The following is a 25453-nucleotide window of genomic DNA, read 5'->3' as shown; positions in this document are numbered from 1 at the left end:
ACCTTAACTTTGCAGGTGGAGGTGTCTGTTGACTGCGGTCCAAGACACTTTGAACGAACATTGGCGACAACTATCGAGGCGGGAAAACTCCCGTAGTGTGCCAATCGTTCTCTCACGATAACCGGACAGTTCTTTCTGCCTCTACAAAAGTGAGGTGAAGAAAGCATGGGTGCAGAGGTTATCGAACTGATTTCATTGTTAATAGGCGCAGTCACGCTGTGGTTGGCTTGGCTGCACTACAACAAAGACTAAAACAACGCAGCGTCCACTCGGAGTGGGCGCTGCAATTCTTACATCTCGCCTCTATACTTGGCTTGTCTATCACAAAAAAAGCTTACAGCACCCTATCGAACACCTCTTTCAGCCGGGCCTTCGCGGCCGCGATATCATACAGCTTGTCCAGACCGAAAAGCCCCAGCCGGAAGGTCATGAACCCGTCGGGCTCGCCCACTTGCAGGGGCACGCCGGCGGCGATCTGCATGCCCTCGGCGGCGAATTTCTTGCCGTTTTGCACCTCGGGGTCGGTGGTGTAGCTGACCACCACGCCCGGCGCGCCGTAGCCCTCGGCCGCCACGGATGTCACGCCGTTGTCGGCCAGCATGGCACGTACCGAATTGCCCAGGTCCCATTGCGCCTGCCGCAGTTTTTCAAAGCCGAAGTCCTTCGTCTCCTGCATGGTATCGCGAAACCCGCGCAGCGCGTCGGTGGGCATGGTGGCGTGATAGGCATGACCGCCGTTCTCATACGCCTGCATGATCGCGTGCCATTTCTTGAGGTCGATGGCGAAGCTGTTGGAGGTGGTCTTGTCCAGCCGCTCCAGTGCCCGGTCGGACATCATCACCAGACCAGCGGAGGGCGAGGCCGACCAGCCCTTTTGCGGGGCGGAGATCAGCACGTCGACGCCGGTCTGTTTCATATCGACCCAGGCGCAGCCCGAGGCGATGCAGTCGAGCACCATCAGGGCGCCCACCTCATGCGCGGCCTCGGCCAACGCGGTGATGTAGTCATCGGGCAGGATGATGCCGGCGCTGGTTTCCACGTGCGGCGCGAAGACGGCGTCGGGCTTGGCTTCGCGGATCTTCGCCGTCACTTCCTCGATCGGGGCGGGGGCAAAGGGGGCCTGTGCCCCGTTGCCGGTCTGGCGGGCCATGCAGACGGTCGTGTCCGAGGTGAACTGTCCGGCCTCGAAAATCTGGCTCCAGCGATAGGAGAACCAGCCGTTGCGCACGATCAGCGCATGGGCGTCATGGCCGAACTGGCGCGCGACGGCCTCCATCGCGACGGTACCACCACCGGGCACGATGGCCACGGCAGAGGCGTTGTAGACCTCTTTCAGCATGGCCGAGATGTCGGTCATGACCCCTTGGAACGCCTTGCTCATGTGGTTGAGCGAGCGGTCGGTGAAGACGACGGAATATTCCAGCAGGCCGTCGGGGTCGATATCGGGGCGAAGAGCGGTCATGAGCGTCCTGTCCTGGTTTGGAAAACTGGCGGCAGTATGCCTCGACGCGCGGCGGGATGACAGGGCGTCATGCCGTCACGCCGAAGTGTTTTTCAGCACGCCGCACATGAGAACGCCGCGACGCACGGGGCGCCGCGGCGGAGCACGACCGAAGGCCGGACTTACTTGCTGGCGTAATCGACGCTGACGCGGGCCGACCGGACCGAGACGGTTTCGCCGTCGCGGGCGAAGGTGAACACGCGGTCCTGCACGCCGGGCAGACCGAAGGTCACCGTGTCGCCATCCGACAGGTGCATCCGCAGGCGTGCGGGATCGGCGGGCGCCTCGCCGGTGACATATGTGGCGGTCAGTGCGTAGGCGTCGCCATCCTCGATCCAGTAGACGCTCATGTCGGCATCGGTTTCATGCAGGGTTACGCCTGCATTCGCCCGTGTCAGCGTGACGGTATCGGCAATGGCCGTGGTTGCTGTCAGGGCAAGGGCGGCGGCGGTCAGGATCGTTTTCATGGGGTACCTCGTTCGGTTGCAGGTGGTTACCGACCTCGTGGAATGCCGGGTCGGCACGCTAATTCTGCAACGCAGCATAGATGTGTTGCAGGGGGCGCGGCTAGCCGCCGATTCTGCATACCCGTCATGCGGAGGGCGAATAAGTCTATGTAATTAAAGAATACTTTGGCATGCAGGCATGCCGCAGTATACAGCCGTGGTGATATCAGCCGATCGGGCCGGGGCGACGTTCCTCGCTCAGGAGCACGTTCGCCTCGACGTCTCCGACGCCCGGAAGGGTCATGATGCGGCGGCGCAGCACGCGCTCGAAATCCGAGATGTCGCGGGCCACGACGCGCAGGCGATAGTCGTAGAGGCCAAGAATATGCTCGACCGTCTGTACCTCGGGGATGGCAGACACCGCGCGTTCGAAATCGGCAAGGCTGACGCGGCCCTTGGTGGCCAGTTTCAGGCCCAGAAAGACAGTGACGCCGAACCCCAGCGCCTCCTTGTCGAGGTCGAGCCGCTGGGTTTTCAGAATGCCCGCGTCGCGCAGTCGCTTGATGCGGCGCCACGCGGCGGGCTGGCTGAGGCCCAGGGCACGGCCGATGGCGCCCGCCGATTGCGTGGCGTCCTTCACCAGCGCGCGCAGGATCTGGCGGTCGGTCGTGTCCAGTTCGATCATAGGGGAAGCACCTCGTCGGTCTTGATCTGCGCGACGTGCATCAATGCCTCGATATCGGTGATGTGGGGCAGGGTGAGGATCGCGGTGCGATAGATCTCCTGGTAATGGGCCATGTCGCGGGCGATGACCGACAGGCGGGTGTCCACCCGGCCCAGGAAGGACTGGATTTCCAGAACCTCGGGGATGGCGCGCGCGGCCTCGGTGAATTCGTCGAACGCGGTGGGCACGGTCTTGTCGAGCGTGATGCGCAAGGAGACCTCGACGCTGTAGCCAAGCGTGGCCCAGTCGATCACCGCGTGATTGCCGCGCAGAAGCCCCGCCTGCGCCATCCGGTCCAGCCGTCGCGCACAGGTGGCGGGCGTCACGCCTGCGAGCCCCGCCAGCTCGGCGGGGCCGAGCGTCGGGTCATGCTGGTACTGGCGCAGGATGCGGCGGTCTGTGTCGTCGAGTTGCATGTGTTTGCCAAGGTGTCCGGAGCATGGAATTTTTGAGTATTTGAAGAACAGTGAATGATTATCGCATCAATCTGGAAAATCATACCCAGAAAGTCGGGATCTCTTGCGAAACATTCGTCATCTTCCACGTCATCTGACGACAAAGGAGAGAACCATGCGCGTCTATTACGATCGCGATTGCGATATCAACCTGATCAAGGACAAGAAAGTTGCCATCCTGGGTTATGGCAGCCAAGGCCACGCCCATGCGCTGAACCTGCGCGACTCGGGTGCCAAGAACCTCGTGGTGGCGCTGCGCGAGGGCAGCCCCTCGGCCAAGAAAGCCGAAGGCGAAGGGCTCAAGGTCATGGGCATTGCCGAGGCGGCGGCCTGGTGCGACCTGATGATGTTCACCATGCCCGACGAATTGCAGGCCGAGACCTACAAGAAATACGTGCATGACAACCTCAAAGAGGGGTCGGCGATTGCCTTTGCCCACGGTCTGAACGTGCATTTCGGCCTGATCGAGCCCAAGGAAGGCGTCGACGTCATCATGATGGCGCCCAAGGGCCCCGGCCACACCGTGCGCGGTGAATACACCAAGGGCGGCGGCGTGCCCTGCCTCGTGGCGGTCCACAACGACGCATCCGGCAAGGCGCTGGAACTGGGCCTTTCCTATTGCTCGGCCATCGGCGGCGGGCGCTCGGGCATCATCGAGACCAACTTCCGCGAGGAATGCGAAACCGACCTCTTCGGCGAGCAGGCGGTTCTCTGCGGTGGCCTGGTGGAGCTCATCCGCATGGGCTTCGAGACGCTGGTCGAGGCGGGCTATGCGCCCGAGATGGCCTATTTCGAATGCCTGCACGAAGTGAAGCTGATCGTCGACCTGATCTACGAAGGCGGCATCGCCAACATGAACTACTCGATCTCGAACACGGCCGAGTATGGCGAATATGTCAGCGGCCCGCGGGTTCTGCCTTATGAGCAGACCAAGAAGGAGATGAAGGCGATCCTGCACGACATCCAGACCGGTGCCTTCGTGCGCGACTTCATGACCGAGAACAAGGTCGGCCAGCCGTTCTTCAAGGGCACCCGCCGCATGAACGACGCGCACCAGATCGAGGAAGTGGGCGAGAAGCTGCGCGGCATGATGCCGTGGATTTCCGCGGGCAAGATGGTCGACAAAGAGAAAAACTGAGGCCATCCGCACCCAAAAAAGGAAAGAGCCGGTCAATTGCGCCGGCTCTTTTCGTTCGTGTCAGTCGACCGGCTTGTGCGCCTCGCCGTTCCTGGCAAGCGAACTTGGAGGGATGTCGGGATCTTTCTTTCGCTCTTCGGTCTTTTGCTTGTTGCGCGCGGCCAAGATGAGCACGATCACCAAGGTGATGATCGACAGGGCCGCGGCGCCGACGGCTATATCCATGATGCGCCTCCTTTCGGTCTCAAGAGGTGGCTGGGCCGCGACGAACGACAATGCGCTCGGGACGCTTTGACACGCACCCACATGACCGGAGAGTTGATCTGAATGGAAAAGACGATTGCCGTCGCGCCGGTGAACTGGCTCAGGCTCTGCGCGCTGGGCATGATCTGGGGCGCGTCCTTCATGGCGGTCAGCGTGGCTTTGCAAGGCGTCGGGCCGCTGACGGTGGTGGCGGTGCGGTTGACCCTTGGGGCGGTGTTCCTGCTGGTGCTCTGCCGCGCGACGGGCCGGGGCTTGCCGCGCCGTCGCGGGCCTCAGGCCGGGCGGCTTTGGGCGTTCATCGTGGCGATGGGGCTTTTCTCCAACGCCTTGCCGTTCTTCCTGCTCAGTTGGGGGCAGCAGGTCGTCGCCTCGGGTTTTGCGGGTGTCTGCATGGCGGCAGTGCCGCTTTTGGTGCTGCCGCTGGCGCATTTCCTGGTGCCGGGCGAGCGGATGCATCTGCGCCGCGCGGTGGGCTTCGTGATGGGCACATTGGGTGTGGCGGTGCTGATCGGGCCAGAGGCGTTGCGGTCCACAGGCGCGGAGTTCGAGATGCTGGCGCGGTTGGCCTGCGTCGCGGCGGCGGGGTGTTATGCCGTCGGGTCGATCTTCACGCGGCTCGCGCCGGAGGTGGACCGGCTGTCGCTGGCCGCTGCCGTGCTGACGGTCGCGGCGGTGGTGTTCATGCCTTATGCGCTGGCGGTCGAGGGCCTGCCAGAGATGCCGCAGGGCCGGGTGCTGTGGGCGCTCATATACCTTGGCTTGTTGCCGACGGGCGTGGCTCAGATCCTGCTGGTGCAGGTGATCCGTGACGCCGGGCCGGTGTTTCTGAGCCTCGTGAACTACCAGGTGCCGATCTGGTCGATCATCTTCGGCGCGGTGGTGCTGTTCGAGGCATTGCCGCCCAGCCTCTACCTTGGCCTCGCGCTGATCCTCGGGGGCGTGGCGCTCAGCCAATTGGGGGCGCTGCGGCGGCTGTTCGGCGCCTGATAAAATTCGTACGAATTTTATCAGGCCGTAAAATTTCTAATTTTCCGGCGCGACGGTGGCGGCCATCCACAGCTTGAGCGCCTCCGACGTTTCGGCCACGTCATGCACGCGGTGGATCTGGATGCCCTGCGCCACCCCGGCCAGTGTCACGGCGATGGAGCCGGGGGCGCGGTGGCGGGCCTCTTCGGTGCCGCCGATCGTCCCGATGAAGCGCTTGCGGGAGGCCCCCAGCAGCACCGCGCAGCCCAGCCCGTGAAACAGCGCCAGGTTGTGCAGCAGCGTCAGGTTGTGCTCCAGTGTCTTGCCGAAGCCGATGCCGGGGTCGGCGATGATCCGGTCGCGGGGAATGCCTGCGTGTTCCAGCGCGGTGATGCGTTCCTCCAGCCAGTCAAATACGTCAAGCGCGACGTTGTCATAGCGCGGATCCTTTTGCATCACGTCGGGCGTGCCCTGCGCGTGCATCACGCAGACCGGCAGGCCGGCCTCGGCGCAGAAGGGCGCCAGGGCAGGGTCGAAGGTGAAGCCCGCCACGTCGTTGACGAGGCTTGCGCCGGCCTGATGCGCGGCGCGGGCGACGGGGGCCTTGCGGGTGTCGATGGAGATGGGCACGCCGGAGCGCTGGCGCAGGGACGCGATGACCGGGGCGGTGCGGTCGATCTCTTCGTCCATGGGCACTTCGGCGGCGCCGGGGCGGGTGGATTCGCCGCCGATGTCGATGATCTCGGCCCCCGCGGCGGTCATCGCCTCGGCCCGGACCAGCGCCGCGTCGGGCGCGTTGTGCTGGCCGCCGTCGGAAAAGCTGTCGGGCGTGACATTGAGGATGCCCATCAGGGCGGGGCGCGCCATGTCCAGCCCGGTGACGGGCGCCCGGGGGCCGGTCAAGCGGGACAGTACCTCGGGCGGGGCGTCCTGCGCCGGGATCAGGCGGGGAGGCGCGTCGCGGTGCAGTTCCTCGACCGTGTCGAACCAGCACCAGCCCCCCGCCAGGGTCCGGGCCGTGTCGGGGCGGGCGTGGTCGGTGCGGGGGATGGGGCGGTAGTAGGGCATGTCGGGTGTTCTTCGGGTCAGCGAGGTCCCGGGTCAAGCCCGGGACGGGGTGTCAGGCGGCTGGGAGGTCCCGGATCAGGTCCGGGACGGGATGGCGCAAAGAGGCCAAGAGGTCCCGGATCGGGTCCGGGACGGCTTGTGAGACGGGGTCTCACAAGCCGCTTTGGGCGATATCCTGCACCAGCGTCGGAACGGGTGGGTCGTTGGGCGGCACCTCGCCGATCAGGAGCAGGTCGGAGGCGTCCATGTGCCCGGCGAACCACGCCGCCAGCCCCACCGGATCATCCGGCCCGGTGCGCGGGCCGTCCACGGCATCGAGCACGATCTTCGACGGGGCCCAGACGCTGATCTGGCCGTTCTTCATCGCCCAATCCAGTTCCGTCCGTGTGCCCACCACCACGCAACGGTCATCGCGCCCGGCCAGAACCCAGGCGTTCTGTTCCAGCGCCAGCAGATCGACACGGCGCTGCGACATGCGGTGCCCGGTCTTGGGGCTGTCGACGCGGTTGTGGCCGACGCAAAGGATCACCGGCTCGGCCCGCGCCTGAAGCTGGTCGAGCCAGCGCGACAGGTTGGGCGAGCCGATCGCGGTGTTCGACAGGTACACCACATGCGGATGCGGTGTGATGTCGGCGTGATGGCCCACGGGCTTGGTCTTGAGGTCCTCGACCGAGCGGACGATCTCGACCCCGAGCGCGCCCGGCCCACGGTCCAGTTTTTCCACCCGCACGAAGGTGCGCACCGCCTGCGGTTCTAGCAGGATGCGCTCTGCAATGCGTTCGGACAGGGTTTCCAGCAGGTTCAGTCGCTCCTCGGCCAGTTCGGCCGCGATGGCCTCGGTCACCTTGTCATAACTGAGGATGCGGTCCACGTCGTCGTCTATCGAGGCGGTCATCGGGCGCACCTCGACCACCACGTTGAACGCGACGCGCTGGGTCGTGCCGCGTTCGGCCTGGAACGCGCCGATCTCGACCTCGACCACGTGATCGCGCACCGAGATCCGGTCGAGCGGGCCGTCGGGGGCAGTGGCGTCGGCACGCTCGGACGGATGCGCGAAGGCGAGACGGATTTCCTTGGACATTTGGGCCTCCCCCCAATTTTCATCCAGCCGGGCATATCATGGTGCGGGGCGGGGGTGGAACCCGTAAATGCGACGGGCTGCGCCTCGGCTCCGGCAGATGCGGCGGGTGACGGGGCAATCGGCGGAATATCCCCGATCCTGCCGCACGATCCATCTGAACGGAACGTGGCCCGGAAGCGCTGCGTTGACCTAGAAACAGGAGGAGCGCGCCCATGACTGCCGATACAGCGCAGAACCGAACCTTCACCCATCCCAACGTTGCAGAGGTCGACCAGACCGACCGGCTCGTGCCGGTCAACCTGCGCCAGTCCGGCGGGACGCCGGTGGAGATGCTGGTCTCGACCCGGGTCCGCAAATCGCCCTTCTGGCATCTGTCGGTCGAGGCGGGCGCATGGCGGGCAACGGTCTATAACCGGATGTACCACCCCCGCGGCTACGTGCGCGAAGAGGACGGCGGCACGATGGCCGAATACCGCAGCCTGGTGCATCGGGTCACGCTTTGGGATGTCGCCGTCGAGCGGCAGATCAGGGTGCGCGGGCCGGATGCCGAGGCCTTCGTGAATTTCGTGATTACCCGCGATGCCACGAAAATCAAGTCGATGCATGGCAAGTATTGCATTCTTTGCGACGCAAAAGGCGGCATCCTGAACGATCCGGTCCTTCTGCGGCTGTCAGAGGACGAGTTCTGGTTCTCGATCTCTGATTCGGACCTGCTGCTTTGGCTGCGCGGGGTCAACGTGCACGGCCACTGGGATGTCGAGATCGACGAAATCGACGTCGCTCCGTTGCAGGTGCAGGGGCCTTTATCCGAGGATCTCATGGTCGACCTTGTGGACGAGGCGCTGCGGGACGTGCCCTATTACGGCATGATGGAAGCCACGATCGGTGGGGCACCCGTTGTCATCAGCCAGACCGGGTTTTCCGGCGAGAAAGGCTATGAAGTCTACGTGCGCGACGCCTCGGAGAACGCCGAGAAAGTGTGGTACGCCATTCGCGGCACCGGCGCGCGCTACGGCCTGCGGGTGATCGCGCCCGGACACCACCGCCGGATCGCGGCCGGCATCCTGTCCTGGGGGCAGGACATGGATCACGAAACCTCGCCCTTCCAGGTGAACCTCGCGTACCAGGTGCCGAAGGAGAAGCAGGCGGATTACATCGGCAAGGCCACACTCGAGCGGCAGCGTGACGCGATCGAGGCAGGAAACTATCCATTCAACCTCAAGATGGTCGGGATCAAAATGGGCGGCTTGCCCGTCACCGACTACCCCTCCGATTTCTGGCTGGTGCAGGATGAGGACGGCAATCGCGTCGGCTATGTCACGTCCGCCTGGTGGTCGCCGGAGCTGGAGGTGAACATCGCGCTGGCTTTCGTGCCGTGGACACTTTCGGATATCGGATCGCGGCTGCAGGTGGAATTGCCCGAGGCCTATGCAGAGCATTCCGGGCAGGCGGCGTCGGCAGACGTCTGCGAGGTGCCTTTCCGCCCCTCCGAACACCCCAATGTGCGCGAGGCGCGCGGCTGAGCGCCGCTGCGCCTAAGACCCCCAGTCGGGGCAGGTCCGGCAGCGACGCCCCTGTTCGCCGCCCCGGACCTGCCCCGGATTGACGACAAGCCCCCGGAATGGACCGCTTACGTAGTCGGCTCGCGCGATCCAGGCATGTCGCCACGCGCGTCGGGCCGGGATGAGGGTACGGCCCCCGCGCGGAACTCAGTCGTCCAACAGCACCTCTTCGAGCTCGTCGAGGTCCTGGCTGCGCAAGAAGCGCGGCGCCATCAGCGCGATGTAGAAATCGATCACCGCGTTACCCGGAATGGAATTGCTGTTGCCAACCGAGGCGGGCCGGACGCGGGTCCAGCCGCTTCAGCAGGGTCTGGGTCAGGCGGATCGCATCACGCAGGCCCAGCCGCTCCTGTTTCAGCTGCTTGAGGCGCAGCGCATCGGCGGCGGGCTGGCTTTGCTCGCGGGTGATCCGCAGGTCGATCTCGCGGTGGCGGCGGGTCAGCGTGTCGATCCGGGCCTTCAGGCTCTTGGGCGAAAGTGTGCGGCGTTTCATGTGGGTCCTCCCGATGATGTGTGTTGAACTGTGGCAAAGAGATGGGGAGGGGTGTGCGAAGATTAAATCCTATCGAAGCTGAAAATCCGATAGGAAAAACCTATCTTGAAAAAGACCCCGCGAAGGACCATGCGATGGACGATATCACCTTGCGCCAGTTGCGCTATTTCCTGGCGCTCAGCGAGGCGGGCCATTACCGCAAGGCCGCCGAACGCGCCGGAATCAGCCAGCCCTCGCTCAGCCAACAGATCGTTCGGCTGGAATCCGCGCTTGGTGTCGAGTTGGTCGAGCGGGGCCGGCGCGGGGCCGTTCTGACGCCTGCCGGGCGCGAGGTGTTGGCGCAGGCCCGCAAGGTGATCGACGAGGTCGAGACGCTGGCGACGCGGGCGCGCGAAGCGAAGGACGGCGTTGGTGGCACGCTGCGGCTGGGCACGACGCCGACACTGGGGCCGTATCTTCTGCCTTATGTCACGCGGCGGCTGCACCGCGCTTACCCCGCGCTGAAGCTGGTGATCCGCGATGCCGCCCCGCGCGTGCTGCAGGATGAACTGGACGAGGGTCGGCACGACATGATCCTGACGCAACTGCCGGTGCAATCCGCCGATGTGGACGTGATGCGGCTGTTCCGCGAGCCGTTGAAGCTGGCCATGATGCAAGACCATCCGCTGGCGGCGGCGGCACGGGTCGACGAAGCTGACCTGCAAGGGCAGGACGTGCTGTCGCTGTCTGATGCCTACTTGCTGCACGGCCAGATCCTGCGTCTGTGCGAGGATGTGGGCGCGCGTCTGCGCCAGGATTACGAGGGCACCAGCCTGGATGCGCTGCGCCAGATGACGGCGCTGGGCATGGGTGTCAGTTTCCTGCCCGCGCTCTATGTCCGGTCCGAGGTGGATGGAAAAGACGGCGACGTGGCGATCCGGCCTTTCAACGGCGACCGGCTGACCCGCTCGATCGGGCTGGTTTGGCGCCGACGGGCGGCCCATGCCGCGCTGGCCCGGCGGATCGGCGGGATCGTCCAGGCGGTGGTACAGGAGCATTTCGCCGACCTTGTGACATTGGAGGCCTAGATGCTGAAATACACCCCCGGGGAAGATGTCGGCCGGCTGGAGCACTGGCCCTTCGATGCCCCGGAAAGCGATTACCGCATGCTGCGCGGCGATCCGGTCTGTCACGGGCGGCTGGATGCAGGTGGGCCGGGGCACGCCACGCGCACCGGCATCTGGCGCTGTTCCGAAGGGGCATTTGCCTGCACCGAGCAGGGCGACGAGATGATGGTGATCCTGCAGGGGCGCTGCCGCATCACCGATCACGCCACCGGCGCTGTACTGGATCTCGGCCCCGGCGACACCGCTTTCGTCCGGGACGGCATGCGGGTGACATGGGATGTCTCCGAGGCGGTGACAAAGGCCTTCATGGGCTGGAAGCCCGGCGGATATTGAACGCGGGTCGATTTCCGCGGTCCGTTTCCAAACGCCCCTCGCCACAGGTCGGGATCGCACTACCTGCCTGCTCGAACGGTGGCCGGCCCCGGGCCGGAAACCACAAATTGGAACAGACAGGGAGACCCCCATGACCACCAGACGCAATTTCCTGATCGGCACCGCCGCCGCCGGCACCGTGACCGTTCTGCCGTCGCTGGCCTTCGCCGCCGAGGAAGGCGCCAGCATGAGCTTTCTTGACGGGGCCGTCAGCATTCATCCCATTTCGCACGCCTCCTTCGTGATGGAGACGCCCGCGGGCGTGGTCTATGTCGACCCGGTGGGCGAGGCGTCGGAGTACGAGGGTCTGCCCGATCCCGAACTGATCCTTGTCACCCACCGGCACGGCGACCACTACAACGCCGACCTCTTGGGGGCGCTGCCCGAGGTGCCGATCCTGACCAATGCCGACGTCATGGGCATGATGCCCGAGGACATGCAGGGCCGCACCCAGGCCATCGCCGCCGGCGAGACGACCGAGATGATGGGGCTGGGGATCGAGGCCGTACCGGCCTACAACATCACCGAGGGCCGCATGGATTTCCATCCGCAGGACCGGGGCGATATCGGCTTTGTCGTGACCATGGATGCGGGCCGGGTCTATATCTCGGGTGATACCGAGGGCACGGACGAGATGCGCGGCCTGGAAGACATCGACGTGGCGTTGGTCTGCATGAACCTGCCCTTCACCATGACCGCCGAACAGGCCGCAGACGCGGTGGCCGAATTCGCGCCTGCCGTGGTGATCCCGTATCACTATCGCGGCCGCGACGGCGGCACGCAGGACCCCGAGGCCTTTGCCCAAATGCTGAGCGATGCGGGGGCCGAGACCGAGGTGTCTCTGCATGACTGGTACAACGGCAGCCTGAGCTGATCTTACCCGTGTCGCCGCGCCATGGCGCGCGCGGTGGCACGCCGCCGCCTTTGCCCCCACCGCAAGACATTAGGACCGCATATGAAATCCACATTCCTGATCGCCGCCATGACGTGTGTTCCCGGCATGGCCCTGGCCCAGTCCGGCCCCAGCCTGTCCTTCTCGGCGGGCATCGGCGGGATTTACCAGCCCGAGTATTTCGGCTCGGACGACTACGAGGCGGACGTGACCGGCGGGTTCAAGTTCGGCCACCTCAAGATCGGCCGGCTGGAATTCGGCGACCCCGATCCCAACGCCGTCGATCTGGGATGGCGGCCCCGCGGCTCGCTTCGCGTGATCCGCGAACGCGACAGCTCGGACCACGTGGAACTTACCGGATTGCGCGACGTCGATTTCAGCCTCGAGATCGGCGGCGGCGTCGGCTACACCGCCGAGAATTTCCAGGCCTTCGCGGATGTGCGCTATGGCGTGGTCGGTCATGAAAGCTGGGTGGGCGAGCTGGGGGCCGACGCGATCTTCCGCCCCTCGGACGACTGGACCGTCACCGTGGGGCCACGGGTGCTGTGGGGGGCGGATGATTACACGTCGACCTATTTCGGCGTCACCCCGGCCGAAGCGGGGCTGTCGGCCTTTCCCGCCTACGCGCCCGGCTCGGGCATCGTCAGCGCGGGGATCGAGGTCGGCGCGCAGTATGAACTGTCGCAGAACTGGTACCTGGATGGCACGCTGGCCTGGAACCGGTATGTCGGCGACGCGGCGGACTCGCCGATCGTGCAGGACGATGACAGCTTTCAGCTGTCGCTGATCGCAATGCGGCGGTTCAACTTCGGGCGCTGACGCAAGGCATTGCGGTTTTATCTGTCAAAGGACCCCGGTGAAGCGGGGCTCTTTGCGTTATTGCCGGTGGAGCGGTCCAGTAGCCAGGCCACCAAGGGCGCGATCCCTAGCGAGATCAAGGGGACGAGTACGCCGGTCAGAACCAGCGTGCGCAGGGGCATTGGCCAGTCCGGGCCGATGGCCCGCAACACAGCCAACCCCACCATGACCAGCGGCCAGACCGCCAGCCACACCAGGAAGATCCGCAAAGCGGGCCTCATGGATCTTCGCCTTCCATCTCGTTCGCGATAATGCGGAAATAACCGGGCAGGATGGTCGTCAGCCTTTCCCGCCCCTCGGGTGTCAGTGCGATATGGCGGATGCGGCTGTCGTTCTTGTCCGTCACCTTGGTCACCAACCCATCGTCGAGCAGCGTCCGAAGGGTCCTCGCCACCACCGGGCCGGACACGTCCAGCCGCTCTGTGATCTCGCCCACGGTCAGGCTGTCGCGATCTTCCTCGCGGTCGATCACGATCAGGAACAGGAACCGAAGCTGCGAGAACCCATGCCGCGCGAAATAGGCGTCCAGCCGCCGGATCAGCAGGCTGGCCCGCCGCAGCAGGGTAAGCCCGTCGCGGATCGTCTCCGGGCCGGTATCATAATGGCCGGAATAGCTTTCGATCATGCGCCGCGTGGGCAGGTCCTTGAGAAAGAACATGGGCCGGCAGTCTCAGGCGATCGGGTGCATGAACGTGAGTTCGACGGGCGCGGCCAGCAACTGCTCGTAACGCTCGAACACTTGCCTCGTGTAGGGTTGAGCATGATGCGCGTCGAAGGCGGCCTGATCGTCCCAGATCTCGGTCAGGTGCAGGCTACCGCTGTCGACATTGCGGTGCAGGGTGAAATGCTGGCATCCTGCTTCGGCGCGGGTCTCGGACAGGATGCCCAGGATGGCATCGCGGGCCTCGTCCAGACAGTCTGGCTTGGGGTGGATGGTGGCGAAAACGCTGAGGGACATGAGGTGGCTCCTGTGATTCTGCATTTTTATTATCATGGTATGTATCATGCTAAATGTAAACCATTTCACATCGAGGCGTCATCCTCGGGCCTGATCCGAGGATCTCTTGCGCCATGAGATCCCGGATCAAGTCCGGGATGGGCCGGGGGCAGAGCGGCGGGCCGTGACGTGAAGATGAAAAAGGCCCCGGATTGCGCCGGGGCCTTATTGCTCGTTCTGCGGTGGATCAGGCGAAAAGGAAATCGTCCACGGCCGAATCCAGCGCCGCACCGTCGTGGAAGGCCAGGTTCTGAATGCGCATGTCATCCTCGGGGCCGGTATCGACCTCGGAAAACGCCGTGGCGGCGGTGTTGTGATTGTCCAGCAGATACTCGGCCAGCGCGTCCTGCTCGGTGCCGTCATCCGCGAAGGTGGCATCTCCGGTCTGGACGTCTTCCTGTTCGAGTGGCACGAAATCAAAGTCCTCGGGGAAGGGGTAGCCATCCCCGCCACCGATGAAACTGCCATCGTCGTCAAAGCGCGGCGCGGCCAGGAAGCCCAGCGTCACGACGCCGTATTCCTGGTCGGGATTCACGATCACACCGTCATCCACCAGCACCGCGCGGATCTCGCCGGTGTCGGGGCCGACAAAGGCCGCGTCGTCGATCCGCGCGCCCGACGGGGCATCGGGGTCAAAGCTGAACTCGACACCCGCCACCTGGATGAACTGGCCCGCAACGCCGGGCAGGGCGGCGACGCCATGTTCCAGAACCGCCACCAGCTCGGTCGCGGTCAACTGGCCGACCACAAGGTCGTTGTTGAACGCGAGCGTGGTCTGGATGTCGTTCTGGCTTATACCGCCCGTGGGCTTCACCACGGTGCCGTCGCTGTCGAGGATCTGCTCGTTCACGACCCGCACCGGCTCGGTCCCGCCGGCGGGCACCACCGTCTGGCCGATCGAGGCGCGGATACCGCCGCCGTTCTTGACCGACACCCAGATGTCGTCGCCATCACCGAACATCTCGTTGGCATAGTCCAGGTTGGCATCTGCCGTCAGGTTGCCCAGGTTGGTTTCCTGCGTGCGCACCCCGTCAGGGTCTTCGCCTGTGCCGGTGCCCGACCGGTTGCCGTTCAGGAATACCTCCGAGATACCGAATACATTGCCTTCGGTCGCCAGGATCTGGTCCTGGATCGCATCGGCGATGGCCTGTATTTCAGGGTCGATCAGCGCACCTGCATTCAGGTCCGCCACGCCCTGGTCGTCGGTGGCATAGGCGCCCGAGACATCCGCGTCATAGCTTTCGGGGATGATGTTGCCATTGGCGTCGAACTCGATCACCAGCCGGCCCACGTACTTGTAGCTGCCATCGGTGTTGACGACCGCCGTGGTGGTGCCGCCCGCGTTGTCGATGAAGGCCGGGTACTGGCCCTGATCGCTGTCCCCGTCGCGGGCACGGTCGTTGTCGTCGAATAGCCGGGTGTTCGAGCCGCCGGCGACGATGACGTCCACGTCGGTCAGGCGCTCGGCCAGTCCGAACTCGATGCCGATCTGCTGCATGTGGCCCAGCATGATCACCTTGTCCATGGTTGGGTTCGCGGCCAGCAGGGCGTCGACCTCGGCCTGGATCTCGGCGGCCAACGCATCCAGCTCGGCCTCGGTGGGGTCGGTGCCGGCCCAGCCGGGGGTGATGCCCACGTCGCCGGGCGACGAGATCGAGCCCAGCGTCGGCGTCGTGGCGCCGACGACGCCGATGCGCTCGCCGTCCTGTTCGATCACGGTCGAGGAGGTGACGACGTTTGCCTGCGGCGCCTGCCCACCCTCGACGGCCAGCGGTGCGAGGTTGGCATCGGTCGAGAAATCGAGGTTGGTCGACAGGTAGGGAAACAGCGCCCCGGCGAAATCCATGCCGTCCAGATCGGTGCCTGACAGGACGGCGAAATCCCCCTCCGCGTCGCCCGAGATCAGGTCGGCCAGCGTGCCGGTGCCGAAATCGAACTCGTGGTTGCCCAGGGCCACCGCTTGCACGCCCAGCTCGTTCTGGATCTGGATATCGGCGATGCCGGCCGAGCCGAAGACCTCTGCAGAGGCGTCATAGAACAGGCCGGGGATGAACGCGTCGCCCGAGGACAGCGTCAGCGTCGCGTCGGCGCCCACATCCTCGTCGCGCAGCGCGTTCAGCACAGCCGACAGGTTGGGCGCATCCTCGACCGCGGCGGCACCGGCCTCTTGGTCGGCGAAATGCAGCAGGTTCAGGGTGAATGTATCGTCGCGGTCCAGCATCTCGACCGAAACGCTGGCTTCCTCGCTTTCGGTCTCGCCGTTCGAGACGCGGTAGGTGAAATCCAGTTCGCCGTCGAACCACGGGAAGGCCTTGACCTTGACGGTGCCGTCCTTGTTGATCTTGACGAAGCCTTCAAGGTGGCCGCTGTCCTCGTCGCGCAGCAGCACCAGCTTGCGACGGCCCACATCCTGGCCGTTGATCTCTGACACGAAGAGGTCATCGGCATCGCTTTCCTCGCCCGGCAGGTCATTCGCCAGAAGGTCCAGCGTGGTCTTGCGACCAACTACGCGCGCCACGTCGTTCGTGGCGGTGGGTGCGGGTGCCGGGTCATTGTCCTCCTGCGGATTGGACCAATCCCAGAAGCCGGGAAACTTGTCTTTCCATGAAAACCCGCGGTTGCCCCACGGCGTACCGAAATCGTGTCTGAAAAACATCTGAAGACTCCCCTTGCCCGATTGGTTCCACGTCGCAGCGACGCGGCATCGGACAAAGAAAAGCCCCGCGTAGGTAACAGGGACGCAGCGGGGGTGTTAAATTTTTGTGAATGGCGACGGGCCGTGGCGAGGCCGGGCGCAACGGAAAGGTATCGGCACAACTCGAAACAGATGCGACGCCGCAGACGAAAGAGAAAGGCCCCGGATTGCTCCGGGGCCTTTCGAAAAGTTTCAGGCTGGTCAGCCGGCGCTTAGTGATGCGCGGGCTGCTTGTCCCAGTCTTCCCGCTTCGGCAGCTGCTCGAACGTGTGTTCGGGTGGCGGGCAGGGCAGGGTCCATTCCAGCGTGTCGGCATATTCGTTCCAAGGGTTGTTCTGGGTCACTTTCGCGCCGCGGAACAACGCGTAGAACACCACGCCGAAGAAGAAGAGGAAGCTGGCGAAGGACAGGAACGCGCCCAGCGACGACCAGTAGTTCCAGACCGCGAAGGCCTCGGGGTAGTCGATGTAGCGGCGGGGCATGCCCTGACGTCCCAGGAAGTGTTGCGGGAAGAAGGTCAGGTTCGCGCCGATGAACATCGCCCAGAAGTGCAGCTTGCCCATCCATTCGGGGATCATGCGCCCGGTCATCTTGGGGAAGTAGAAGTAGACCCCCGCGAAGATCGCGAAAACGGCACCAAGGCTCATCACGTAGTGGAAGTGCGCCACCACGTAGTAGGTATCGTGATAGGCCCGGTCGATGCCCGCTTGGCTGAGGACGATGCCGGTGACGCCGCCCACGGTGAACAGGAACAGGAAGCCGAACGCCCAGAGCATCGGCGTCTTGAACTCGATCGCGCCGCCCCACATCGTGGCGATCCAGCTGAACACCTTCACGCCTGTCGGGACCGCGATGACCATCGTGGCCAGCATGAAGTAGGATTGCTGGGTCAGCGACATGCCCACGGTGTACATGTGGTGCGCCCACACGACGAAGCCGAGGAAGCCGATGGCGATCAGCGCCCAGACCATCGGCAGGTAGCCGAAGATCGGCTTGCGCGCGAAGGTCGCGATCACGTGGCTGATGATGCCAAAGCCGGGCAGGATGATGATGTACACTTCCGGGTGGCCGAAGAACCACAGGATGTGTTGGTACAGAACCGGGTCACCGCCGCCCGCGGGGTCGAAGAAGGTCGTGCCGAAGTTGCGGTCGGTCAGCAGCATCGTGATGGCGCCCGCCAGAACCGGCAGCGACAGCAGGATGAGCCACGCGGTCACGAAGATCGACCACGAGAACAGCGGCACCTTGAAGAGCGTCATGCCCGGTGCGCGCATGTTCAGGAAGGTGGTGATCATGTTGATCGCGCCCAGGATCGAGCTTGCGCCTGACACGTGCACGGCAAAGATCGCCAGGTCCATCGACATGCCCGCCTCGTTGGTCGAAAGCGGTGGGTAGAGCACCCAGCCCACGCCCGAACCGAGCTGCCCATTGCCACCCGGCGCCAGTAGCGAGGCGACACCCAGCGACGTGCCGGTGACATAAAGCCAGAAGCTGAGGTTGTTGAGGCGCGGGAACGCCATGTCCGGCGCGCCGATCTGCAGCGGCATGAAGTAGTTGCCGAAGCCGCCGAAAAGGGCGGGGATCACCACGAAGAACATCATCAGCACACCGTGATAGGTGATCATGACGTTCCAGAGGTGGCCGTTCGGGGTACATTCGCCGGCGGCCGCCGCGGTGAACCGCGCGCCTTCCATGCACATGTACTGAACGCCCGGCTCCATCAGTTCGAGCCGCATGTAAACGGTGAACGCCACCGAGATCAGGCCGACGAATGCCGACGTGATCAGGTAGAGAATCCCGATATCCTTGTGGTTGGTGGACATGAACCAGCGGGTGAAGAACCCGCGATTGTCTTCATGTCCGTGGCCGTGAATGGCTGCGTCTGCCATCTGGGTGCCTCCTGCTGGTCATTTATACAGGGACACCGCATGGCGAAGGGGTCAGACAGACTCCCCCGCGACGTGTCCCGCAACACGAGAAAGGTTCTAGAATGACCCGCGACAATGAGCAATGCGCCAGATTGACATATGCGGATATTTTTTGTCGCAGCCGGACGGGCAGTGAAACGCGGCCAGAGCCCCGCAAAAATTAACGATTTCTTCACCAAAGCGGTGTTTCGGAGGCGCGGGCCAACGGGCCCCGAAGCCGCAATCGAAAATCGCCGGTCGCTCTTGAAGCCCCCCCGGCCCACGCATAAGGTTCACTCCGACGCGGGCCGATCCACGGTCCGGACCATGCGCATCAAGAGGCAGGCAACATGACAGACCCGATGGAAACCTACATGAACACGCTCGTCCCCATGGTGGTCGAGCAGACCAGCCGCGGCGAACGGGCCTACGACATCTTCTCGCGTCTGCTTAAGGAGCGGATCATCTTCGTGAACGGCCCGGTGCATGACGGCATGTCCAGCCTGATCGTGGCGCAGCTTCTGCACCTCGAAGCCGAGAATCCCTCCAAGGAAATCTCGATGTATATCAACAGCCCCGGCGGCGTCGTGACCTCGGGCCTGTCGATCTACGACACCATGCAATACATCAAGCCCAAGGTCAGCACGCTGGTCATCGGCCAGGCCGCCAGCATGGGCAGCCTGCTGCTGACGGCGGGCGCGGCGGGGATGCGGTTCTCGCTGCCCAACAGCCGAATCATGGTGCACCAGCCTTCGGGCGGCTACCAGGGCCAGGCGACGGATATCATGATCCACGCCGAGGAGACGCTGAAGCTGAAACGGCGTCTTAACGAAATTTACGTAAAACACACAGGACAATCGCTGAAGAAGGTCGAGGACGCGCTGGAGCGCGACAACTTCATGTCGCCCGAGGACGCGAAGGAGTGGGGCCTGATCGACGAAATCGTGGAAAACCGTGCAAAGGGTGAAGAAGACGGCAAGTGATCCGCCCGAGTGCGGTGGAAGGCGGGGCAGGAGCGATTTTGACATTGAGGTGCCAAACGCTCTGCCCTAAGCTGCTTCGAACGGACGAGAAACAAGGGACCCGCGCCAGGGCCGGCTGACCCGGTCGCATACATCCACAGTGGCGCAAATCGATGGGCCCAAAACGCGGCGCGACACGCCGAAAGGTGCAAGAATGGCGAATAATTCCGGTGGCGACAGCAAGAACACGCTCTACTGCAGCTTCTGCGGCAAGAGCCAGCACGAGGTTCGAAAACTGATCGCGGGTCCGACGGTGTTCATCTGCGACGAATGCGTCGAGCTTTGCATGGACATCATCCGCGAAGAAACCAAGACCGCCGGGCTGAAGGCGACCGACGGTGTGCCCACCCCGCGCGAGATCTGCGATGTGCTGGACGATTACGTGATCGGCCAGTTCACCGCCAAACGTGTGCTTTCGGTCGCGGTGCACAATCACTACAAGCGGCTCAATCACTCCGGCAAGAACGACATCGAACTGCAGAAGTCGAACATCCTGCTGATCGGCCCCACGGGCTGCGGCAAGACGCTCCTGGCGCAGACGCTGGCGCGGATTCTCGACGTGCCCTTCACCATGGCCGACGCCACGACGCTGACCGAGGCCGGGTACGTGGGCGAGGATGTCGAGAACATCATCCTCAAGCTGTTGCAGGCGTCGGAATACAACGTCGAACGCGCGCAGCGCGGCATCGTCTATATCGACGAGGTCGACAAGATCACCCGCAAGTCGGAAAACCCCTCGATCACCCGCGACGTGTCGGGCGAGGGTGTGCAGCAGGCGCTTCTGAAACTGATGGAAGGCACCGTGGCCGCCGTACCGCCGCAAGGCGGGCGCAAGCATCCGCAGCAGGAATTCCTGCAAGTGGACACGACCAACATCCTGTTCATCTGCGGTGGGGCCTTTGCCGGGCTCGACAAGATCATCAGCCAGCGTGGCAAGGGCTCTGCCATGGGCTTTGGCGCCGATGTGCGCGACGAGGAATCGCGCAACGTGGGCGAGGTGTTCAAGGACCTCGAACCCGAAGATCTGCTGAAATTCGGCCTGATCCCGGAATTCGTCGGCCGCCTGCCGGTTATCGCGACGCTGGAGGACCTCGACGAGGATGCACTGATCACGATCCTGACCCAGCCGAAGAACGCGCTGGTCAAACAGTATCAACGCTTGTTCGAGCTGGAGAACGTGACGCTCAGCTTCACCGACGATGCGCTGAGCGCGATTTCCAAGCGGGCGATTGCACGCAAGACAGGCGCGCGCGGTCTGCGCTCGATCCTCGAGGATATCCTGCTCGACACGATGTTCGAACTGCCCGGCATGGAAGATGTCGAGGAAGTGGTCGTCAACGAGGAAGCCGTCAGTGCCGAGGCCGCACCGCTGATGGTGCATGCCGAGGCCAAGAAGGAAGGCACCAGCGCGGGCTGACCCGACGGCGGGCCTTTGGAGGCACAAATTTTCACAAAAAATTTGGGCAAGAAAATTCGAATTTTCTTGCCCATTTTCTTTGAAAGAAAATGGTCCAGTGCCGGATCGCACGACAGGAATACGGCCCGGCGTCTCGTTGCCGGCCAACACCAACCAATGGCGAAGACAGGCCGGCAGGGCCGCGTCCGGGCTGGACCTTGGCGGCAATCTGCGGCATATCGGGACCAAGCATAGTCCGGAGGATCATGATGGGTCTGCTCACCTCGCTTCTGCGCGCCGTCACATGGTGGAACGGCGCCACGCTCAACACGATGATTCACACCCGCCGCAATGGCATGAAGGTCGGTGAGGACGATCAGGGCAACACCTTTTACCAGACAAGCGACGGCAAGCGCCGCTGGGTGATCTTCAACGGTGAGGCCGAGGCCAGCCGCGTCAGCCCCGAGTGGCATGGCTGGCTGCACCACACCTACAAGGAGCCGCCCACCGAGGCGCCGTTCAAGCGCAAGCCTTGGGAAAAGCCGCACGAGGAAAACCTTACCGGCACCGCGCTGGCTTATGCGCCCGCCGGCTCGATCCGCCGCGCCGATCCGGCCGAGCGCCGCGACTACGAGGCCTGGAGCCCCGAGTAACCCCGACCCACCAGCCAGGAGCCGCCCATGGCCAGCGAGAACATGACCGAGGTCGCCGTCGGCGGGGCCGTGCTGGCGATTGCCGCGGGTTTCGTGATTTATGCCGGACAAGTCAGCGGCTTTTCGGGCGCCGCGCCGGAGTACGAGCTGCGCGCCAGCTTTCGCAGCGCCGACGGCATAGACGTCGGAACCGATGTACGCCTGGCCGGCGTCAAGGTCGGCCGCGTCACCGACATGCAGCTCGACCCCGACACCTACCGCGCCCGCGCCGTCTTTACCGTGCGCGACGATATCGAGGTGCCCGACGACAGTGCGCTGGCGATCAGTTCCGAGGGTCTGCTGGGTGGCAATTTTGTCGAGATCATGCCCGGCGGTTCGCCCTTCCTACTTCACCGCTGGCGACGAGATCGAGTTCACGCAAGGCTCCGTCAGCCTGATCGCGCTTCTGACCAAGTTCGTGGCCGGAGACGACGACGGTGGAGATGCCCCCGAATGACCCCCTGGCACCGCAGCATCCCGGCCGCCGCCCTCATGGCGCTGGCCCTTGCCGCGCCCGCCGCGGCGCAGGAAGAGGTCGAGGTCGGCACCGGCGTCGTGCTGCGCTGGGTCGACAAGATCACCACCGAATCCGGCGACCTCGAGATCGCCAATGCCAGCGCTGCAAGTGTCGGTCGGATGCGCATCGAACTGGGCGAATGCCGCTATCCCGCGGGCAATCCCGCGGGCGATGCCTATGCCTTTCTCACCGTCCACCCCGAGGAATCCGCGCCGCCGATCTTTTCGGGCTGGATGCTGGCCTCGTCGCCCGCGCTCAACGCGGTGGAACATCAACGCTATGACATCTGGGTGTTGCGCTGCATGACCCAATGAGGCGCCGGGTCGAAAGGCGGGTGGTTGATATCCGCCTCCGCCTCCAGCGCGCGGGCCAGCTGCTTGCGGTAAGCCGCGCGTGGGATTTCCTGCGCGCCCAGGCTGGCCAGGTGCTCGGTCTGGAACTGCGTGTCGAAGAGCAGAAAGCCACAGCGCCGCAAATGCCCCGTCAGGTGCGCCAGCGCCAGCTTTGACGCGTCGGTGCGGCGCGAGAACATGCTTTCGCCGAAGAACGCGGCACCCAACGTCACGCCGTAAACCCCGCCGATCAGAAGGTCGTCCTGCCAGATCTCCAGAGAATGGGCGTGGCCCCTGGCGTGCAGTTCCAGGTAAAGCGACCGGATCTGCCCGTTGATCCACGTCTCCGCGCGGTCGGCGCAGCCGTCCACCGTGCCGGCGAAATCCGCGTTGAGTGTGGCATTATAGGCCCCGCGCCGCATCCGACGTGCCAACGAGCGTGAAACGTGGAACCCCGACAGCGGCAGCACACCGCGCATCCGCGGGTCGACCCAGAACAGGTCGGGGTCGTGGCGGGACTCGGCCATCGGGAAAATGCCCGCGGCATAGGCCTGCAACAAGAGGTCTGGATCAAGAGGCGGCTGACGGTCTGACATTGGCGTCCGGATGGCGGGGCAGGGCGGGGCGGCGTTTACGCTTCGTTACACCTCCCATGGTAAGCCTTTGCACGGTGCATGGCAAAGGAGATGACATGGACGGCCTGAACGATGCGCCCGCCGTGGGTGGGACTGATGGAAATTGCGCGGTGGAAGACACCCTGCGCCAGCGGGCCAACCGGCGTCAGGCGCGCTACGGCATGTTGTTCGATTGTTTTCGCCACGTCATCACCGACAGCAGTGTGCTCTACCTCGGTGCCGGCGACGGCAAGTGGTGCGCCGACCTCGCGCAGGCCGGCGCGTTGCAGGTTGTCGGGGTCGAGGCGCAAGCGGATCTTGTCGCCCGGTTCGAGGATTTGCCCGCGATCGGTGCCCGCGAACGGGTCGAGATGCGCCATGCCGACCCGCTCGATTTTCTGCAACACGCCGCCGACAGGGCCAAGCGGTTCGAACTGGTGGTCCTGATGGACGTGCTGCGCGATGTAAGCGACCTGCACGGTGTGTTCGCGGATGTCGCCATGCTGCGGCCCCGGATGGTGCTGGGCGACGGTGTCGTGGCGGGCTCACATGACCCGGTCCTGCGGCTGGAGCCGCGGCGCGCCACTGGCGGGCCGTCCCGTCCGCCGCACATGATCCCCAGCCGCGGCGCGATCACCCAGGCCGCCGAGGCGGCAGGCTACGAGGTGGACTGGACCGACTGGACGCAGCTGCCGCCTGGCTTGCGCGACGGTCTGTCGGATTACTACCGCACCGGGCCGATCGGACGCGCGAGCTTTACGCTGATCGCCAGGGACAGCTGAGCGTGCGGCGAAAGTCTGGCACCAGGGTGGCGCAGGTGCCGCCCGGTCAGCGACTTGGCAAAAGGGCGAGGCAAAGGCGCCCTCGGGGCCAAACCCGTCGAAATCGAGTTGCCCTGCGGCAAGGCTACGCGGACGCAGCACAGAGGGTTGGAAAGCCTGCGGCCTGGTCGACATCACGCGATGTACAGACCCGGGCACCGGCACATTGGGGCCGGGCTCAGCCGTCCTGCAGGTTGGTTTCCAGCCAATGTTCCAGCCAGTGAATGTTGTAGTCGCCCGAGTGGATGTCGGGCTCCTGCAGCAGAGCGTGAAACAGAGGTACGGTGGTGTCGACGCCGTCCACGATCAACTCGCCCAATGCGCGGTTCAACCGCGCCAGCGCCGTGGCACGGTCCTGCGCGTGGACGATCAGCTTGCCGATCAGGGAATCGTAATAGGGCGGGATCTTGTAACCGTCATAAAGCGCCGAATCCATCCGCACGCCCAGGCCGCCCGGCGCGTGAAACTGCGTGATCTTGCCCGGCCGGGGCGAGAAGGTCGGCAGTTTCTCGGCGTTGATACGCACCTCGATGGCATGGCCGTTGATCTTCAGATCCTCTTGGGTGAAGGACATCGGCAGCCCTTCGGCCACGCGGATCTGTTCCTGCACCAGGTCGACGCCGAAGATCGCCTCGGTGACAGGGTGTTCGACCTGAAGCCGGGTGTTCATCTCGATGAAATAGAACTCGCCCTTCTCGTACAGGAACTCGATCGTGCCCGCGCCGGCATAGTCGATCTTGGCCACCGCATCGGCACAAATCTGGCCGATCCGGGCGCGCTCTTCCTCGGTGATGCAGGGGCCGGGCGCCTCCTCGAACACCTTCTGGTGCCGCCGCTGCAGCGAACAGTCGCGCTCGCCCAGGTGGACCGCGCCACCTTTGCCATCGCCGAAGACCTGGATCTCGATATGGCGCGGCGTGGTCAGGTATTTCTCGATATAGACCTCGTCATTGCCAAAGGCCGCCTTGGCCTCGGACCGCGCGGTCATGAAGGCGTTTTCCATGTCGGCGGCGGTCTGCGCCACCTTCATGCCGCGCCCGCCGCCGCCCGCGGTGGCCTTGACGATCACCGGATAGCCCATCTCGTCACCAAGCGCCTTGGCCGCGGCGAGATCGGCCACCCCGCCCTCAGACCCCGGCACGCAGGGCACGCCCAACGCCTTCATGGTGTCCTTGGCGGTGATCTTGTCGCCCATCACCCGGATATGCTCGGCGGTGGGGCCGATGAAGGTCAGGTCGTGGTCCTCGACGATCTGCACGAAATTGGCGTTCTCGCTGAGAAAACCATAGCCGGGGTGAATGGCCTGCGCCCCCGTCACCTCGCAGGCGGCGATGATCGACGGGATCGACAGATAGCTCTCGGACCCGGGCGGCGGCCCGATGCAGACGGATTCGTCGGCCATGCGCACATGCATCGCGTCGGCATCGGCGGTGGAATGCACCGCCACGGTGCGGATGCCCATCTCGCGGGCCGCGCGGATCACCCTCAGGGCAATCTCGCCCCGGTTGGCCACAAGGATCTTGTCGAACATCGC

27 protein-coding genes and 1 pseudogene are annotated in these 25453 nt (G+C 64.3%); 13 read left to right on the top strand and 15 right to left on the bottom strand.

The window, feature by feature from the left end; genetic code table 11:
- Nucleotides 1-334 precede the first annotated feature (334 nt).
- The 4 genes from C2I35_RS03930 to C2I35_RS03915 form a co-directional block, all read right to left on the bottom strand.
- Nucleotides 335-1462 (bottom strand): aminotransferase class V-fold PLP-dependent enzyme, encoded by a 1128-nt coding sequence (locus tag C2I35_RS03930; RefSeq protein WP_103761677.1) that lies wholly within the window; start codon nt 1460-1462, stop codon nt 335-337.
- A gap of 161 nt (nt 1463-1623) precedes the next feature.
- Entirely contained in the window at nt 1624-1968 is a 345-nt protein-coding gene (locus C2I35_RS03925; RefSeq protein ID WP_103761676.1) for a hypothetical protein, read from the bottom strand.
- Between the two features lie 205 nt (nt 1969-2173).
- Nucleotides 2174-2632 (bottom strand): Lrp/AsnC family transcriptional regulator, encoded by a 459-nt coding sequence (locus tag C2I35_RS03920; protein WP_103761675.1) that lies wholly within the window; start codon nt 2630-2632, stop codon nt 2174-2176.
- Nucleotides 2629-3087, bottom strand: a complete 459-nt coding sequence (locus C2I35_RS03915) for an Lrp/AsnC family transcriptional regulator (RefSeq protein ID WP_103761674.1) — start codon at nt 3085-3087, stop codon at nt 2629-2631. The genes C2I35_RS03920 and C2I35_RS03915 overlap by 4 nt, the downstream gene beginning before the upstream one ends.
- Before the next feature lie 154 nt (nt 3088-3241).
- Between C2I35_RS03915 and ilvC the strand changes: the two genes are divergently transcribed.
- Complete coding sequence (gene ilvC, locus C2I35_RS03910) at nt 3242-4264, top strand: ketol-acid reductoisomerase (protein WP_103761673.1); 1023 nt, start codon at nt 3242-3244, stop codon at nt 4262-4264.
- 60 nt (nt 4265-4324) lie between these two features.
- On the opposite strand, the gene C2I35_RS22070 is transcribed toward ilvC, so the two are convergent.
- Complete coding sequence (locus tag C2I35_RS22070) at nt 4325-4489, bottom strand: hypothetical protein (protein WP_170067107.1); 165 nt, start codon at nt 4487-4489, stop codon at nt 4325-4327.
- Between the two features lie 102 nt (nt 4490-4591).
- On the opposite strand from C2I35_RS22070, the gene C2I35_RS03905 reads away from it, so the two are divergent.
- Complete coding sequence (locus C2I35_RS03905; protein WP_103761672.1) at nt 4592-5515, top strand: DMT family transporter; 924 nt, start codon at nt 4592-4594, stop codon at nt 5513-5515.
- Nucleotides 5516-5551: 36 nt separating this feature from the next.
- Here the strand turns inward: C2I35_RS03905 and folP are convergent, their stop codons facing one another.
- Nucleotides 5552-6562 carry a dihydropteroate synthase gene (folP, locus tag C2I35_RS03900; protein ID WP_103761671.1) on the bottom strand — a complete coding sequence of 337 codons (1011 nt, stop codon included), beginning with the start codon at nt 6560-6562 and terminating at the stop codon, nt 5552-5554.
- 151 nt (nt 6563-6713) lie between these two features.
- Entirely contained in the window at nt 6714-7643 is a 930-nt protein-coding gene (locus C2I35_RS03895) for a dihydroneopterin aldolase (RefSeq protein ID WP_103761670.1), read from the bottom strand.
- A 212-nt stretch (nt 7644-7855) separates the two neighbouring features.
- Between C2I35_RS03895 and C2I35_RS03890 the strand changes: the two genes are divergently transcribed.
- Entirely contained in the window at nt 7856-9166 is a 1311-nt protein-coding gene (locus tag C2I35_RS03890) for a glycine cleavage T C-terminal barrel domain-containing protein (RefSeq protein ID WP_245890381.1), read from the top strand.
- Between the two features lie 280 nt (nt 9167-9446).
- Here the strand turns inward: C2I35_RS03890 and C2I35_RS03885 are convergent, their stop codons facing one another.
- Nucleotides 9447-9698, bottom strand: a complete 252-nt coding sequence (locus C2I35_RS03885; protein ID WP_103761669.1) for an HP1242/YdcH family protein — start codon at nt 9696-9698, stop codon at nt 9447-9449.
- A 134-nt stretch (nt 9699-9832) separates the two neighbouring features.
- On the opposite strand from C2I35_RS03885, the gene C2I35_RS03880 reads away from it, so the two are divergent.
- From C2I35_RS03880 to C2I35_RS03865, 4 genes are all read left to right on the top strand, one after another.
- A complete protein-coding gene (locus tag C2I35_RS03880) occupies nt 9833-10765 on the top strand; it encodes a hydrogen peroxide-inducible genes activator (RefSeq protein ID WP_103761668.1) in 933 nt (310 codons plus the stop codon).
- Nucleotides 10766-11137: a cupin domain-containing protein gene (locus C2I35_RS03875; protein WP_103761667.1), complete on the top strand. Its 372-nt coding sequence runs from the start codon at nt 10766-10768 to the stop codon at nt 11135-11137. It abuts the gene before it with no gap.
- A 130-nt stretch (nt 11138-11267) separates the two neighbouring features.
- The gene (locus C2I35_RS03870; RefSeq protein WP_103761666.1) at nt 11268-12050 is read left to right on the top strand and encodes an MBL fold metallo-hydrolase; all 783 of its coding nucleotides are present in this window, start codon (nt 11268-11270) and stop codon (nt 12048-12050) included.
- Nucleotides 12051-12131: 81 nt separating this feature from the next.
- Entirely contained in the window at nt 12132-12887 is a 756-nt protein-coding gene (locus C2I35_RS03865; RefSeq protein ID WP_170067106.1) for a MipA/OmpV family protein, read from the top strand.
- Between the two features lie 17 nt (nt 12888-12904).
- On the opposite strand, the gene C2I35_RS03860 is transcribed toward C2I35_RS03865, so the two are convergent.
- From C2I35_RS03860 to ctaD, 5 genes are all read right to left on the bottom strand, one after another.
- Nucleotides 12905-13147, bottom strand: coding sequence for a putative antibiotic biosynthesis monooxygenase (locus C2I35_RS03860; protein WP_103761664.1), 243 nt, complete (start codon nt 13145-13147; stop codon nt 12905-12907).
- Nucleotides 13144-13584 (bottom strand): MarR family winged helix-turn-helix transcriptional regulator, encoded by a 441-nt coding sequence (locus C2I35_RS03855; protein ID WP_103761663.1) that lies wholly within the window; start codon nt 13582-13584, stop codon nt 13144-13146. The genes C2I35_RS03860 and C2I35_RS03855 overlap by 4 nt, the downstream gene beginning before the upstream one ends.
- Before the next feature lie 12 nt (nt 13585-13596).
- Nucleotides 13597-13884: a putative quinol monooxygenase gene (locus C2I35_RS03850; protein WP_103761662.1), complete on the bottom strand. Its 288-nt coding sequence runs from the start codon at nt 13882-13884 to the stop codon at nt 13597-13599.
- Between the two features lie 226 nt (nt 13885-14110).
- Nucleotides 14111-16579: a 5'-nucleotidase C-terminal domain-containing protein gene (locus tag C2I35_RS03845; protein ID WP_103761661.1), complete on the bottom strand. Its 2469-nt coding sequence runs from the start codon at nt 16577-16579 to the stop codon at nt 14111-14113.
- Between the two features lie 251 nt (nt 16580-16830).
- Complete coding sequence (gene ctaD / locus C2I35_RS03840) at nt 16831-18507, bottom strand: cytochrome c oxidase subunit I (RefSeq protein ID WP_103761660.1); 1677 nt, start codon at nt 18505-18507, stop codon at nt 16831-16833.
- Nucleotides 18508-18875: 368 nt separating this feature from the next.
- On the opposite strand from ctaD, the gene C2I35_RS03835 reads away from it, so the two are divergent.
- From C2I35_RS03835 to C2I35_RS03815, 5 genes and pseudogenes are all read left to right on the top strand, one after another.
- The gene (locus C2I35_RS03835; RefSeq protein WP_103761659.1) at nt 18876-19508 is read left to right on the top strand and encodes an ATP-dependent Clp protease proteolytic subunit; all 633 of its coding nucleotides are present in this window, start codon (nt 18876-18878) and stop codon (nt 19506-19508) included.
- Between the two features lie 193 nt (nt 19509-19701).
- Nucleotides 19702-20964 (top strand): ATP-dependent Clp protease ATP-binding subunit ClpX, encoded by a 1263-nt coding sequence (gene clpX / locus C2I35_RS03830; protein ID WP_103761902.1) that lies wholly within the window; start codon nt 19702-19704, stop codon nt 20962-20964.
- Between the two features lie 248 nt (nt 20965-21212).
- The gene (locus C2I35_RS03825) at nt 21213-21596 is read left to right on the top strand and encodes an NADH:ubiquinone oxidoreductase subunit NDUFA12 (RefSeq protein ID WP_103761901.1); all 384 of its coding nucleotides are present in this window, start codon (nt 21213-21215) and stop codon (nt 21594-21596) included.
- Nucleotides 21597-21623: 27 nt separating this feature from the next.
- Nucleotides 21624-22092: pseudogene (gene mlaD, locus C2I35_RS03820) on the top strand (outer membrane lipid asymmetry maintenance protein MlaD).
- The gene (locus C2I35_RS03815) at nt 22089-22466 is read left to right on the top strand and encodes a DUF2155 domain-containing protein (RefSeq protein ID WP_103761658.1); all 378 of its coding nucleotides are present in this window, start codon (nt 22089-22091) and stop codon (nt 22464-22466) included. Before mlaD ends, C2I35_RS03815 begins: the two are co-directional and overlap by 4 nt.
- Here the strand turns inward: C2I35_RS03815 and aat are convergent.
- On the bottom strand, nt 22430-23080 hold the full coding sequence (gene aat, locus C2I35_RS03810; protein WP_103761657.1) for a leucyl/phenylalanyl-tRNA--protein transferase: 651 nt from the start codon (nt 23078-23080) through the stop codon (nt 22430-22432). The two genes, C2I35_RS03815 and aat, sit on opposite strands and share 37 nt — an antisense overlap.
- Nucleotides 23081-23175: 95 nt before the next feature.
- Between aat and C2I35_RS03805 the strand changes: the two genes are divergently transcribed.
- Nucleotides 23176-23880, top strand: coding sequence for a class I SAM-dependent methyltransferase (locus C2I35_RS03805; RefSeq protein ID WP_103761656.1), 705 nt, complete (start codon nt 23176-23178; stop codon nt 23878-23880).
- A gap of 217 nt (nt 23881-24097) precedes the next feature.
- Here the strand turns inward: C2I35_RS03805 and accC are convergent, their stop codons facing one another.
- The gene (accC, locus tag C2I35_RS03800) at nt 24098-25450 is read right to left on the bottom strand and encodes an acetyl-CoA carboxylase biotin carboxylase subunit (RefSeq protein ID WP_103761655.1); all 1353 of its coding nucleotides are present in this window, start codon (nt 25448-25450) and stop codon (nt 24098-24100) included.
- Nucleotides 25451-25453 lie beyond the last annotated feature (3 nt).

Origin of the sequence: Roseovarius confluentis, from assembly GCF_002917925.1 — a bacterium.
Classification (GTDB): domain Bacteria; phylum Pseudomonadota; class Alphaproteobacteria; order Rhodobacterales; family Rhodobacteraceae; genus Roseovarius; species Roseovarius confluentis.
This window is presented reverse-complemented; position numbering and strand designations above follow the sequence as displayed.